This window comes from Inquilinus sp. Marseille-Q2685, assembly GCF_916619195.1.
Classification (GTDB): domain Bacteria; phylum Pseudomonadota; class Alphaproteobacteria; order DSM-16000; family Inquilinaceae; genus Inquilinus.
This window is the reverse complement of record NZ_CAKAKL010000009.1, coordinates 182,985-196,005: the sequence shown is the minus strand read 5'-3', so window position 1 is coordinate 196,005 and position 13,021 is coordinate 182,985. Positions and strand designations below refer to the sequence as shown.

The following is a 13,021-nucleotide window of genomic DNA, read 5'->3' as shown; positions in this document are numbered from 1 at the left end:
CCTGTCGCGGACGCAGGACAATCGGTCGCCCCGCCCCGATCGGCCGCATTGCGGACGTGAATTTCCTTAACGCGACGGTTTCCGACTCCTTCTGCCGCTTCGCTCGGCTAGTCTTGTGCAGCGCACAACAGCGAGGATGCAGCGCAAATGGATCGCGAGACCGTGCGGCGGACCGCCTTCGCCATGCCGCTGACCAGCCCGGCCTTCCCGCCCGGGCCCTACCGCTTCGTCGACCGCCAGTACTTCATCATCCGCTACCGCACCGATCCGGAGGCGCTGCGCCGGGTGGTGCCGGAGCCGCTGGAGATCATCGAGCCGGTGGTGAATTACGAGTTCATCCGCATGCCGGATTCGACCGGCTTCGGCGACTACACCGAGAGCGGCCAAGTGATCCCGGTGCGCTGGCAGGGGCAGACCGGCGGCTACACCCACCAGATGTTCCTGAACGACCACCCGCCGATCGCCGGCGGGCGCGAGCTGTGGGGCTTCCCGAAGAAGCTGGCGCAGCCGACGCTCGCGGTCGAGACCGACACGCTGGTCGGCACGCTGAATTACGGCTCGATCCGCATCGCCATCGGCACCATGGGCTACAAGCACCGCACCCTGGACCTCGCCGCCGAGGCCAGGGGGCTGGGCGCGCCGAACTTCCTGCTCAAGATCATCCCGCATGTCGACGGCAGCCCGCGGATCTGCGAGCTGGTGCGCTACTATCTCGAGGACGTGACCGTGAAGGGCGCCTGGACCGGCCCGGCGGCGCTGGACCTGTACCCGCACGCCTTGGCCCCCGTCGCCGAGCTGCCGGTGCTGGAGGTGCTGTCGGCCAAGCATCTGGTCGCCGACCTGACGCTCGGCCTCGGCACCGTCGTTCACGACTACCTCGCCTGACCCGGCGGGAGGAGAACCCTGAATGCGTGGCGTGAAACGGAAGCAGGCGCGCAGCGCCCCGGGACAGATCGAGGTCCCGCCCTACGATGTCGTCGCCCTGGTGCTGCAGGGCGGCGGCGCGCTCGGCGCCTACCAGGCCGGGGTCTATGAGGGGCTGCACGAGGCCGGGATCCGCCCGACCTGGCTGGCCGGCATCTCGATCGGCGCGCTCAACACCGCGGTGATCGCGGGATCGCCCGAATCCCAGCGGGTCGACCGCCTGCGCGAGTTCTGGGAGACGATCTGCGCCGCCCCGGTGGAATGGCCGGCGAGCGAGGGCCTGGCGGAGGCGCTGCCCTTCGCCTTCGACACGCGCTCGGTGCACAATGCCGCCGCGGCGATGCGGGCGCTGTTCCAGGGCCAGCCCGGCTTCTTCAAGCCGCGCTTCCCGCCCCCCTTCCTGTCGCCCTTCGCCGGCGATGCCGCCACCAGCTTCTACGACACCAGCCCGCTGCGCGACACCCTGCGGGAACTGGTCGATTTCGACCGGCTGAACTCCGGCGAAATCCGGGTCAGCGTCGGCGCGGTCAATGTCCGCAGCGGCAACTTCGTCTATTTCGACACGACCGAGCGGAGGCTGGGGCCGGAGCATTTCATGGCCTCCGGCGCCCTGCCGCCCGGCTTCCCGGCGATCGAGATTGACGGCGAGTTCTACTGGGACGGCGGCGTGGTCTCGAACACGCCCCTGTCCTATGTGCTGTCGACCGAGCCGCGGCGCGACACCCTGGCCTTCCAGGTCGATCTGTGGTCGGCCAAGGGCCGGCTGCCGGACGACCTGATGGAGGTGAACAGCCGGCAGAAGGACATCCAGTATTCCAGCCGCACCCGCGCCATCACCGCCTACATGCTGCAGATGCAGCGGATGCGGCAGGCGCTGCAGCGGGTGATGGAGAGGCTGCCGGAAGAGGCCAAAAAGGACCCGGAGATGCAGGCGATCGCCGAACTGGCCTGCCACCGCGCCTACAACATCGTCCACCTGATCTATCAGTCGAAGGCCTATGAAGGCCATTCCAAGGACTACGAGTTCGGCCTGGACGCGATGCGCGAGCATTGGCAGAGCGGGCTCGACGACATCCGCCGCACTTTGGCCGATCCGCGCCGGCTGGACCGGCCGGCGCCCGAGGTCGGCGTCGTTACCCACGACGTGCACCGGCAGGATCGGTAGCGGCTGCGCACCCGATTGCGGACATCTCGGCATTCGCGATAATGCCGGGGCGGACGGCAGGGGGATGCGATGGACGGACGGGTCGCGGCGCTGTGGCGCTATCCGGTCAGCTCGCTCGGCGGCGAGCGCCTGGAGGCCTGCAGCGTCGATGCGACCGGCTTGGCCGGCGACCGGGCCTGGGGCCTGGCCGACCGGGGCAGCGGTGAGACCGCCTTTCCCGAGACCAAGCGCCGCTGGCGCCCGGCGCCGCAGATCCAGGCCCGCAGCGCCAAAGACGGGCTGCGGCTCGACTTCCCGGACGGCAGCAGCCTGCCGGCCGAGGCTGCCGGCGACGCCCTGGCCGCGCATTTCGGCTTCGCGGTGATGCTGCGCCCGCACGGCGCCGACGCGGCCGAGGGCGCGACGTCCGGGCCGCTCAAGCCGCGCTACGAGCGCCATCCGATCCATCTGGTCACCACCGCGTCGCTCGACGCGCTGCGGGAGATCCTGCCGGACAGCGCCATCGACGAGCGCCGGTTCCGGCCGAACCTGGTGCTCGACCTGCCGGGGGCGGAGGGTTTCGCCGAGACCGGCTGGATCGGCCGGGCGGTGTTGGTCGGCGACGTGCGCCTCCGCATCGTCGAGCCCTGCGTGCGCTGCGCCTTCACCACCATCGCCCAGGGCGACCTGCCGCTCGACCCCGCGGTGCTGATGGCGGTGACCAAGCGCAACGCCACCCATTTCGGCGTGCTGTGCACGGTCGAGACCCCGGGCGAGATCCGGGTCGGCGACGCGGCGCGGGTGCTGGATTAGGCTCAATCCAGTGGCCCTTGAAATCGACTCTCCGGCCTTTCTTCGTCATGGCGAGCCCCGCAGGGGCCTGGCCATCAGTGGTCCGCTCAGCTTGAGAGCGAGGTTTCTGCGGCCCAGAAGGCGGTGGGACGCCATTCGGGCATCCTGGACACGATCGCGGCGGCCCGGCAGCGGATCGCCAATAATGACGGGATCGAGCCGCTGCAATAGGCCGTGGGGCGCCTGAAGACTTACGCCTGAGAATAAGGGATCCAGCAAATATAATTTCTTTATTGTCATTGCCGGGCTTGACCCGGCAATCCAGAAGATGTCGACGTTCTCTGGATGCCCGGGTCAAGCCCGGGCATGACAGTTTCTGATTCAGTTATTGTTGGAAGGCCCCATCGGGGATCGATCGGCCTCGCCTCAATCCCCCAGGCAGATCCCCAGCGCCCGGGCCGTCCGGACCAACGGGTCGTCCCGCTTGACGTCCTGGTACTCCGCGATCGCCTCCTGCAGCGGCACGTCGATCACCCGCCGGTCGGACCAGGCGACCATGCGGTCGAACTTGCCCTCGGCGATCAGGTCGACGGCATGGGCGCCGAAGGCCGAGGCGATCAGCCGGTCGCGCCAGCTGGGCATCGAGCCGCGCTGGACATGGCCCAGCACCGTCACCCGCGTCTCCGCCCCCGTGGTGTCGGCGATCTTGAAGGCGACGTAGTCGCCGATGCCGCCGAAGCGCTTCTCGCCGCCGTGATACTCCTTGTGCACCTTGGTGCCGTCGGCCGTCTTCACCGCCTCGGACACCACCACCAGCGCGAAGTTGCGGCCGGTCTTGCGCACCTCGCGGATCTTCTGCGCCACGGAATCGATCGAGAACGGGATCTCCGGGATCAGGATGACGTCGGCGCCGCCGGCGATGCCCGCCGCCAGCGCGATGTGGCCGGCGTCGCGGCCCATCACCTCCAGCACCATCACCCGGGCGTGGCTGGCGGCGGTCGGCTGCAGCCGGTCCAGCGCCTCGGTCGCCACCGCCACCGCGGTGTCGAAGCCGACCGAGACCTCGGTCAGCCCGACATCATTGTCGATCGTCTTCGGGATGCCGACATAGTTGAACCCGCCCTGCTGGGCCAGGCGCCGCAGGATCGAATGGCTGCCGTCGCCGCCGACGCCGATCAGCGCGTCGAGGCCGAGCTCGTGATAGCCGCCGACGATCTCGACCGACCGGTCCTTCAGCGTGCCGTCGGACATCGGGAAGGCGAAGGGGTCGCCCTTGTTGGTGGTGCCGAGGATGGTGCCGCCCTGGCGCATCACCGCGGTCGTCATCTTGTCCGGCGTCAGCACCTCGTAGCGCAGCGGCCGGGCCAGCAGGCCGGAGGTGCCCTCCTTGATCCCGATCACGGTCCAGCCCAGGCCGTCGGCCCGGCACACCGCCGCGCGGATCACCGCGTTGAGGCCGGCGCAGTCGCCGCCGCTGGTCAGAATCCCGATGCGCTTCTCTCCCGCCATGCCGTGCTTCGTTCCCGCTTCCGTTGCAGTTCCCCCTTGTACCGGGAAGCGCCCGGTGCTGTAAGAGCCGGATGCGCCCCTCCCCCGCGTCAAACGCGTTCCGGTCGGGCCGCTCCCTTTGCTATGATCGGGCGCCGTTGAAGCCGGGACCCGCAGGAAAGGCCGTTTGAGGGAATGATCGACATCGAGTCGATGCAGGAGAAGCTGGCCGCATTGCGGGTCGAGCACCGCGACCTCGACGAGATCATCGACCGGCTGACCGCGGATGGCCCCGTCAACCAGCTTCAGATCCAGCGCCTGAAGAAGCGCAAGCTGCTGCTCAAGGATCAGATCTCGATGATCGAGAGCAAGTTGCTGCCCGACATCATCGCCTGACGGGCGTGCCCGCAACCCCGAGGATCTTCCGACCGATGGCCGAACCCGCCGCCGCGCCGCCCGTGGCGATCATCATGGGCAGCCAGTCCGACTGGGAGACCATGCGCCACGCCGCGGAGACGCTATCGCTGCTCGGCATCGGCCATGAGGCGCGCATCGTCTCGGCCCACCGCACGCCGGAGCGGCTGTACGACTTCGCCCGCGAGGCGCGGGGCCGCGGGGTCAAGGTGATCATCGCCGGCGCCGGCGGCGCCGCCCATCTGCCGGGCATGGCGGCGGCGATGACGCCGCTGCCGGTGCTGGGCGTGCCGGTCGAGAGCAAGGCGCTGAAGGGCATGGACAGCCTGCTGTCGATCGTGCAGATGCCGGGCGGCGTCCCGGTCGGCACGCTGGCGATCGGCCGGGCCGGGGCGATCAACGCGGCGCTGCTGGCCGCCGCGATCCTGGCGCTGGGCGACCCGGCTGTCGCCGATGCCCTGGACGCCTGGCGCCAGCGCCAGACCGAGGCCGTGGCCGAGCACCCGAAGGACGAATGAGCAGCACCGTTTCTCCCCTCCCTCCGGGCAGCGTCATCGGCATGCTCGGCGGCGGCCAGCTGGGCCGCATGACCGCGCTCGCCGCCGCCCGCCTCGGCTACCGCACCCATGTGCTGTGCCCGGACCCGGACAGCCCCTGCGCCCAGGTGACCGACCGGTCGACCCTGTCCTCCTACACCGACCACGCGGCGCTGGACGCCTTCGCCGCCCAGGTCGACGTCGTCACCTACGAGTTCGAGAACATCCCCTACGAGACCGTGCTGCACCTGGCCGCCCGCGTGCCGGTGCGGCCGGGGCCGGACGGGTTGGCGGTGTGCCAGGACCGGGTGGCGGAGAAGGATTTCTGCAACCGGCACGGCATCGGCACCGCGCCCTGGCGGGCCGTGGGCTCGGCCGAGGAGCTGGCGGCGGCGGTGGCCGCGATCGGCACGCCGTCGGTGCTGAAGACCCGTCGCGAGGGCTATGACGGCAAGGGCCAGGCGGTGATCCGCGATCCCGGCGACGCCGCTGCGGCCTGGGACAGGCTGGGCGGCCGGCCGGCCATCCTCGAGGGCTTCGTCGACTTCGCCCGCGAGCTGTCGGTGATCGCCGCCCGCGGCGTCGACGGATCGGTGGTGTGCTACCCCGCGGTCGAGAACCGGCACCGCGACCACATCCTGTCGGAGACGATCGCCCCCGCCCCCGACCTGGCGCCGGAACGCGCCGCGGAGGCGGAGGAGATCGCCCGGACGCTGATCACGGCGCTGGACATGGTCGGCCTGCTGGCCGTCGAGCTGTTCGAGGCGCGCGACGGCGGCCTCCTGGTCAACGAGCTGGCGCCGCGGCCGCACAATTCCGGCCACTGGACCCAGGACGCCTGCGCCTGCGACCAGTTCGAGCAGCTGGTCCGCGCCGTCTGCGGCCTGAAGCTGGGGTCGACCGACCGCCATTCCGACGCAGTGATGCAGAACCTGATCGGCGACGACGTGCTGCGCTGGCCGGACTTCCTGGCCGAGCCTGGCGCCAGGCTGCATCTCTACGGCAAGGGCGCCCCGCGCCCGGGCCGCAAGATGGGCCACGTCAACCGGCTGCTGCCGAAGGACTGAGAGAGACTACCTAACGCGCCGCGACCGCCTGGATCTCGACCAGCAGGCTGGGCGCCACCAAGCCGGCGACGACCACCAGGGTCGAGGCGGTGGCGTGCCCGGCCAGGCGCCGCTCGCGCACCGTGCGATAGAGGGGCACCAGGTCCGGCCGGGTGATGAAGCCGTCGACCTTGACCAGGTCGGTCACGGTCATGCCGGCATCGGCCAGCACGGCGAGCAGGTTGTCCCAGGCCAGCTCCATCTGGCGTTCCGCATCGTCGGGGATAGTGCCGTCCGGCGTGGCGCCGACCTGGCCGGAGATGTGCAGCCAGCGGGCGCCGGCCGGGGCCGAGGCGCCGTGGCTGTAGCGGGAGAACGGCGCGGCGACGCCGGCTGGGTTGTGCAGCTGGATGGTCATGGTGTTCCCCGATGTCGCTGGGTGGGCCTGCAGGCGACCGGCCCGGATGTGGACTTTCCACGCCGCCATCGCCACATTGACGGGATGAGCGACGAACCCGATAGCCTCATCCTGCGCTATCTCCGGCAGATCGACGAGAACGTCAATCGTCTGACCGAGGACGTCGCCGATCTCAAGCGCCGGATGACGTCGCTCGGAACCCAGGTGGCCGGGCTTCATGCCGCCGTGGCCGGGCTTCTCGCCGATTTCGCCGGCCAGTCCGCCCGAATCGACCGGATCGAGACCCGGTTGGATCGCATCGAGAAGCGGCTGGATCTCGTCCAGGTATAGGTCGCTCCCTCGTTCGGACCGACGTTCACATCCTGCGCAACGGATCGTTCTCCAGCAGGATCGGCGCGCCGTGCGGCGTGGCCCGGGCGGCGCGGTCCCAGGCGTCCTTGCGCCGGCCCAGCGCCTCGGCGTCGGCGACGCCCTTGGCCAGCACCAGCCGCTCCAGCGCCGCCAGCCAGTGCTCGTAGTAGCGGCTGCCGTCATCCGGGTCGCCTTCCGCCCGGGCGCGGGCGATCTCCGCCGCCAGCGCCGCCGCCCATTCCGGCCAGGTGAAGACGCCGCGCTGGTGCAGCGCCACCGCCATGGCGAAGGCCTGGGCCTGCCAGGGCTCGGCGAAGACCGGCCCGTCGGCGTCGCGCGGCAGCGGCGCCGTGCCGTCCAGCGCCGCGATCACCGCCTCATGCCGGCTCAAGATAGCCTTCCCAGGCGTCGATCGAGACGGTCAGGGTCGGGTCCGCCGCCTCGCCCCACAGCTCGCGCCCATCGAAGCGCACGGTGTAGAGCCATTGCGGGCTCTCGCCGCGGCCATGGGCGTTGCTGTCGGGCAGCACGAAGACGCCGTGCACGCGCTCGACCGTGCCCGCCTTGCCGCGGGCGTAGCGCGGCAGCCGGGTGTGGCCGGTGGGATGCTCGTTGCGGGTGCGCACCGCGTCACCGGCGGCGAAGCGCGCCGGGGCCGTTTCCGGCCGCTGGTAGTTGGTGCCGCGCGCCAGCACCGGGGCGACCTGATCCGCGCGCAGCACCTTCTGGCCCGGCACCGGCGGGTCGATCGCGCGCCCGGCCTTCAGCTCTTCCGCCGAGACCAAGCCGGCGCCCTGCAGCAGCTTCTCCAGCCCCTTGGTCCAGATCTCGTAATAGCTGGAGGACAGGTAGTCCGCCGGGTGCAGCGTCTCGCGCGCATGCCGGCTGGCGTCGATATTCCAATGCCCGAGGGCGCCCGTGGCCAGGGTGACAGCCAGGGCCCGCTTCTCCCACTCCGCATGGAAGCGGACATCCTCCGGCTCCGGCACCACCGGCCCGAAGCCCATCATGCCGCCGAGATCCTGGGCGCCGTTCATCGTGCGGCCTCCGGCTGACGCGCGATCCCTGCGCCGATCATGCTGTCGCGGGTGACGAGGCCGGCCAGCGCCTCCTCGTCCCAGCCCTCGGTGCCGGCCGGGCGCATCGGGATCACCAGATAGCGGGTCTCGGCGGTCGAATCCCAGACCCGGATCCTGGTCTCGGCCGGCAGGGCGACGCCGAAATCGGCCAGCACGCCGCGCGGGTCGATCACCGCGCGCGAACGGTAGGGAGCCGATTTGTACCAGACCGGCGGCAGCCCCAGCACCGGCCAGGGGTAGCAGGAGCATAAGGTGCAGACGACGAGGTTGTGGGTGTCCGGCGTGTTCTCGACCGCGACCATGTGTTCGCCCTGGCGGCCGATGAAGCCGAGCTCGGCGATCGCGGCACTGGCATCGGCCCTGAGGCGCTCGCGATAGGCCGGGTCGGCCCAGGCCTTCGCCACCACCCGGGCGCCGTTGCGCGGGCCGATCCTGGTCTCGTAGGTCTCGATCAGCACGTCGAGCGCGGCCGGGTCGACATAGCCCTTCTCGACCAGGATCGATTCCAGCGCCTTCACCCGCAGCGCGATCTGCGGCAGCGCGCTGCCCTCGTGATCGTGGTCATGGTCGTGATGATCGTGGGCGGTCATGGACCTCGCTCCGCGCATCGGAATCCGGATGGGATCACCCAGCCTACCCCCACACCCGCATTCGTGCTAGCACACCGGCCAGCCGAAAACTGACAGCAACCGGAGCCTTTCGATGGCCGCCGAAACCGCATTCCGCACCGAGACCGACAGCCTGGGCGCCGTCGAGGTGCCGGCCGACCGCTACTGGGGCGCGCAGACCCAGCGCAGCCTGCAGAACTTCAAGATCGGCGGCGAGCGCATGCCGGCCCCGCTGGTGCGGGCCCTGGGCATCCAGAAGAAGGCCGCGGCCCAGGCCAATATCGCGCTCGGCGAGCTCGACCCGACCGTCGGCAACGCCATCGTCGCCGCCGCCGAGGAGGTGATCGACGGCACCCTGGCCGATCATTTCCCGCTGGTGGTGTGGCAGACCGGGTCCGGCACCCAGACCAACATGAACGCCAACGAGGTGATCTCGAACCGCGCGATCGAGATCCTGGGCGGCGAGATCGGCTCGAAGAAGCCGGTGCATCCGAACGACCACGTCAATCGCGGCCAGTCCTCGAACGACAGCTTCCCGACGGTGATGCACATCGCCGCGGTCGAGCAGATCGGCCACGAGCTGCTGCCGAGCCTGGAGCACCTGCACCGCGCCCTGGCCGCCAAGTCGGCCGAGTTCAAGGACATCGTCAAGATCGGCCGCACCCATCTGCAGGACGCGACGCCGCTGACGCTGGGCCAGGAATTCTCCGGCTACGCCCGGCAGATCGAGCTGGGCATCGCCCGGGTCAAGGGCTGCCTGCCGCACCTCCTCGACCTCGCCCAGGGCGGCACCGCCGTCGGCACCGGGCTGAACGCCAAGGAGGGCTTCGCCGAAGCCTTCGCGGCGCATGTCGCCAGCATCACCGGCTTCCCGTTCAAGACCGCGCCGAACAAGTTCGAGGCGCTGGCCGCGCACGACGCCTGCGTCGAGGCCTCGGGCGTGATGAACACGCTGGCCGCCTCGCTGATGAAGATCGCCAACGACATCCGCCTGCTCGGCTCCGGTCCGCGCTGCGGCATCGGCGAGATCCACCTGCCGGAGAACGAGCCCGGCTCGTCGATCATGCCGGGCAAGGTCAACCCGACCCAGTCCGAGGCGATGACCATGGTCTGCGCCCAGGTGATGGGCAACCACGTCGCCATCACCATCTCGGGCGCCACCGGCCATTTCGAGCTGAACGTGTTCAAGCCGGTGATCATCTACAACCTGCTGCAGTCGATCCGCCTGCTGGCCGATGCCTGCCGCAGCTTCACCGACAATTGCGTCGTCGGCATCGAGGCCCGGACCGAGCGGATCGAGCAGCTGCTGCACGAGTCGCTGATGCTGGTGACGGCGCTGAACCCGCATATCGGCTACGACAACGCCGCCAAGGTGGCGAAGAAGGCGCATGCCGAGAACACCACGCTGAAGCAGGCGGCGATCGCGCTGGGCCTCCTCACCGCCGAGCAGTTCGACCAGTGGGTGCGGCCGGAGACCATGGTCGGCCCGTCTGCTTGATCCACCAGCGGTGAGCGGCGTCCGCAAGCGGTCGGTCAGCATCGCCGGCCACGCCACCAGCGTGTCGCTGGAGCCGGCCTTCTGGGACGCCCTCACCCGCCTGGCCGCGGCGCGCGGCCTGCCGGTCAACCGGCTGGTCGAGGCGGTCGACGCCGCCCGCGACCCGGACGGCAACCTGTCCAGCGCGCTCAGGACCGCGGTCCTCCAGGCGGCGCTGGAGCGGGAGATCTGACATGAAAAGGCCCCGGCCGGTCGGCCGGGGCCTTTCGTCATCGGGCTGTGGAGATCAGCCGCCGCACTGCGCGGAATAGGCCTGGTCGCCGGTGGTCACCTGCTGGTCGACCTGCTGGATCTGCGCGTCGGTCAGGTTCAGCTCGGACTTGCAGGTCTTGTACAGCTCGTTGAGCTTCTTGGTCTCTGCCATGACGTCCTTCATCGCCGAGCACTGCTCGTCCTTCGAGGCCTGGGCCTTGCCGGCCAGGGTCTGGCTGAGGGTCATGACCTTCTGCGACTGGGCCTGGACGTCGTCGGTGCAGGCGGCAAATGCCGGCGAGGCCGCCAGGCTGGCAATGGCGGCGGCGAACAGAATGCGCTTCACGAAAAGCTCCTTGGGCTTCCTGACAATCCGCTTCGGAGCGAGCCGAAGCGGTGTCCGGAAAACCCATGGTCACGGACCGGGTTCCCAGCAATTGTGAATAATTGCACGGACCCGCGGTGCCGGCGGGGACGCCGCTACTTGTCGTTAGACCACCAGGCCTCCAGCACCGTGCCGTAGGTCGGGTTGACGGTGGTGACCCGGCCGAGATTGCCCCAATAGGCGATGTAGTCGCGGTCGAGGTAATAGAGCGGCACCACGTAGTTGCCCCACAGCAGCACCCGGTCGAGGGCATGCACCGCGGCCTGCAGCTCTTCCTGGCTGCTGGCGGCGGTGACGGCCTTGATCATGGCGTCGACCACCGGGCTCTTCACCCCCGGATAGTTGCGGGTTCCGGGCACGTCGGCCGAGCCGCTGCCCCAGTAGCGCGCCTGCTCCACCCCGGGCGAGAGCGTGGAGATCCAGGTGTTGAGGATCACGTCGAAATCATAGGTCTCGACGCGGTTGGTGTACTGGGCGCTTTCGACCAGCCGGACCGAGGCCTGGATGCCGAGCCGGCGCAGCTGGTCGGCATAGGCCAGGGCGATCCGCTGATAGCCCTTGTTCTGCAGCAGGATCTCGAAGCGGAACGGGGCGCCGCTGCCGTCCACCAGCACATTATCCCGGATCGTCCAGCCGGCTTCGGCCAGCAGGCCCTGCGCCGCCCGCAGGTTCTCCCGGTTGCGGCCGCTGCCGTCGCTCGGCGGCAGGACGTAGGGCTCGGTGAAGAGCTGCGGCGGCAGCTGGTCGCGAAACGGCTCCAGCAGCTGCAGCTCCGCCCCTTTCGGCGTGTCGGTCGCGGCCAGGGCCGAGTTGGCGAAGTAGCTGTCGTCGCGCTTGTACTGGCCGCCCAGCAGGGTCTTGTTCACCCATTCGAAGTCGAAGGCCAGGATCATGGCCCGGCGCACCCGCGGATCGGCGAACATCGGCCGCCGCGTGTTCATGGCGAAGCCCATCATCCCGACCGGCCGGTAGTGCGGCAGGGTCAGCATGGTGACGCGGCCGTCCTGGACCGCCGGGAAATCGTAGGCGCCGCCGACCCATTTCTCGGCGTCGCGTTCGCGCCGCAGGTTGTAGGCCCCGGCCTTGAACGCCTCCAGCGCCGTATCGGCGTCGAGATAGAAGTCGAACCGCAGCGTGTCGAAATTGTAGAGCCCGCGCATCGCCGGCAGGTCCGCCGCCCACCAGTCCTTGACCCGCGCCAGCGTGATGCTGCGCCCCGGATCGACCGCGCCGATCCTGTAGGGGCCGGCCCCCAGCGGCGGGTCCAGGCTCGGCTGGTCGAACGGATGGCCGGAGTACCAGGCCTTGCTCAGGATCGGCTGCATCGCGACGACGAGCGGGTTCTCGCGCGCCGCTTCGGCCTTGAAGCGGAAGCGCACCGTGCGGTCGTCGATGCGGTCGATCCCCTCCATCGTCCCGTAGATCGCGCGAGTGTTGGGCAGGCCCTTGGTGCCCTGGGCCTGCCAGGTGAAGATCACGTCGTCCGCGGTGATCGGCGTGCCGTCATGGAACACCGCCTTGGGATTGAGGTGGAAGGTGATCTGGCGCCGGTTCTCCGACATCTCCGCCCGGTCGGCCACATAGGGGTAGAGCGTGAACGGCTCGTCCCAACCCCGCGTCATCAGGCTGGCGAAGACATAGGGCGGCACGATCAGCCGGACCTGGTCGGTCTGCCCGCCGATGATGAAGGGGTTCAGCGTGTCGAAGCTGCCGATCACCGCCTGGCGCAGCTCGCCCCCTTTCGGCGCGGCCGGATCGGCATAGGCGAAATGGTCGAAATCCGCCGGGTATTTCGGTTCGCCGTGCATGGCGATGCCGCCTCCCGCTGCTGCCGGCACCTGCGTCTGGGCAACCGCCGGCAGGGCGCCGGGCAGCAGGACGGCGAGGGCGAGTCGGAGCAGGAGGCGGGCGGCGCGCATGAGGTTGTCCGGGCGGGGGAATCGATGGGGCGCAGTCTTCCCGCCGATGGGCGACGACGCAAGGCCGATACGCCGGAGGGCTCCCTTGACAAGCCTTGCGCAAGCATCGCACGATTTCGCCCGACATAACGAACGCGAATTGCGTCGAGCGCGAATCCAAGGATCGA

Annotated in this window: 16 protein-coding genes; 9 read left to right on the top strand and 7 right to left on the bottom strand. The window is 69.6% G+C overall.

Going from position 1 to position 13,021, the window contains the following annotated elements; translation table 11 throughout:
- The first annotated feature begins 147 nt into the window (after positions 1–147).
- From LG391_RS29840 to LG391_RS29830, 3 genes are all read left to right on the top strand, one after another.
- Entirely contained in the window at positions 148–885 is a 738-nt protein-coding gene (locus LG391_RS29840; RefSeq protein ID WP_225771926.1) for an acetoacetate decarboxylase, read from the top strand.
- Between the two features lie 22 nt (positions 886–907).
- A complete protein-coding gene (locus LG391_RS29835) occupies positions 908–2,089 on the top strand; it encodes a patatin-like phospholipase family protein (RefSeq protein WP_225771924.1) in 1,182 nt (393 codons plus the stop codon).
- A 69-nt stretch (positions 2,090–2,158) separates the two neighbouring features.
- A complete protein-coding gene (locus LG391_RS29830) occupies positions 2,159–2,881 on the top strand; it encodes an MOSC domain-containing protein (RefSeq protein ID WP_225771922.1) in 723 nt (240 codons plus the stop codon).
- A 405-nt stretch (positions 2,882–3,286) separates the two neighbouring features.
- Here the strand turns inward: LG391_RS29830 and LG391_RS29825 are convergent, their stop codons facing one another.
- On the bottom strand, positions 3,287–4,369 hold the full coding sequence (locus LG391_RS29825; RefSeq protein ID WP_225771920.1) for an ATP-dependent 6-phosphofructokinase: 1,083 nt from the start codon (positions 4,367–4,369) through the stop codon (positions 3,287–3,289).
- Between the two features lie 174 nt (positions 4,370–4,543).
- Here LG391_RS29825 and LG391_RS29820 point away from each other — a divergent pair, with 174 nt between their 5' ends.
- The 3 genes from LG391_RS29820 to LG391_RS29810 are packed head-to-tail and all read left to right on the top strand — an operon-like array spanning position 4,544 to position 6,365.
- Complete coding sequence (locus tag LG391_RS29820; protein ID WP_225771918.1) at positions 4,544–4,744, top strand: YdcH family protein; 201 nt, start codon at positions 4,544–4,546, stop codon at positions 4,742–4,744.
- Between the two features lie 35 nt (positions 4,745–4,779).
- The gene (purE, locus tag LG391_RS29815) at positions 4,780–5,280 is read left to right on the top strand and encodes a 5-(carboxyamino)imidazole ribonucleotide mutase (RefSeq protein ID WP_225771916.1); all 501 of its coding nucleotides are present in this window, start codon (positions 4,780–4,782) and stop codon (positions 5,278–5,280) included.
- Positions 5,277–6,365, top strand: a complete 1,089-nt coding sequence (locus LG391_RS29810; protein ID WP_225771914.1) for a 5-(carboxyamino)imidazole ribonucleotide synthase — start codon at positions 5,277–5,279, stop codon at positions 6,363–6,365. Before purE ends, LG391_RS29810 begins: the two co-directional genes overlap by 4 nt.
- Before the next feature lie 10 nt (positions 6,366–6,375).
- On the opposite strand, the gene LG391_RS29805 is transcribed toward LG391_RS29810, so the two are convergent.
- Complete coding sequence (locus tag LG391_RS29805; RefSeq protein ID WP_225771912.1) at positions 6,376–6,762, bottom strand: RidA family protein; 387 nt, start codon at positions 6,760–6,762, stop codon at positions 6,376–6,378.
- A gap of 21 nt (positions 6,763–6,783) precedes the next feature.
- On the opposite strand from LG391_RS29805, the gene LG391_RS29800 reads away from it, so the two are divergent.
- The gene (locus LG391_RS29800) at positions 6,784–7,092 is read left to right on the top strand and encodes a hypothetical protein (protein ID WP_225771910.1); all 309 of its coding nucleotides are present in this window, start codon (positions 6,784–6,786) and stop codon (positions 7,090–7,092) included.
- Positions 7,093–7,117: 25 nt separating this feature from the next.
- On the opposite strand, the gene LG391_RS29795 is transcribed toward LG391_RS29800, so the two are convergent.
- Genes LG391_RS29795 through nthA form a run of 3 tightly spaced genes read right to left on the bottom strand, consistent with a single transcriptional unit; the run spans position 7,118 to position 8,782 of the window.
- On the bottom strand, positions 7,118–7,504 hold the full coding sequence (locus LG391_RS29795; protein ID WP_225771908.1) for a nitrile hydratase accessory protein: 387 nt from the start codon (positions 7,502–7,504) through the stop codon (positions 7,118–7,120).
- Positions 7,491–8,150 carry a nitrile hydratase subunit beta gene (gene nthB, locus LG391_RS29790; RefSeq protein ID WP_225771906.1) on the bottom strand — a complete coding sequence of 220 codons (660 nt, stop codon included), beginning with the start codon at positions 8,148–8,150 and terminating at the stop codon, positions 7,491–7,493. The genes LG391_RS29795 and nthB overlap by 14 nt, the downstream gene beginning before the upstream one ends.
- Complete coding sequence (gene nthA, locus LG391_RS29785) at positions 8,147–8,782, bottom strand: nitrile hydratase subunit alpha (protein WP_225771903.1); 636 nt, start codon at positions 8,780–8,782, stop codon at positions 8,147–8,149. The genes nthB and nthA overlap by 4 nt, the downstream gene beginning before the upstream one ends.
- A 112-nt stretch (positions 8,783–8,894) precedes the next feature.
- Here nthA and fumC point away from each other — a divergent pair, with 112 nt between their 5' ends.
- The gene (fumC, locus tag LG391_RS29780; protein WP_225771901.1) at positions 8,895–10,298 is read left to right on the top strand and encodes a class II fumarate hydratase; all 1,404 of its coding nucleotides are present in this window, start codon (positions 8,895–8,897) and stop codon (positions 10,296–10,298) included.
- Between the two features lie 10 nt (positions 10,299–10,308).
- Positions 10,309–10,530: a ribbon-helix-helix domain-containing protein gene (locus LG391_RS29775; RefSeq protein ID WP_225771899.1), complete on the top strand. Its 222-nt coding sequence runs from the start codon at positions 10,309–10,311 to the stop codon at positions 10,528–10,530.
- Between the two features lie 54 nt (positions 10,531–10,584).
- Here LG391_RS29775 and LG391_RS29770 read toward each other — a convergent pair whose 3' ends face one another.
- Positions 10,585–10,896 (bottom strand): hypothetical protein, encoded by a 312-nt coding sequence (locus LG391_RS29770; protein WP_225771898.1) that lies wholly within the window; start codon positions 10,894–10,896, stop codon positions 10,585–10,587.
- Positions 10,897–11,030: 134 nt separating this feature from the next.
- The gene (locus LG391_RS29765) at positions 11,031–12,854 is read right to left on the bottom strand and encodes an extracellular solute-binding protein (RefSeq protein WP_225771896.1); all 1,824 of its coding nucleotides are present in this window, start codon (positions 12,852–12,854) and stop codon (positions 11,031–11,033) included.
- Between the last annotated feature and the right edge of the window lie 167 nt (positions 12,855–13,021).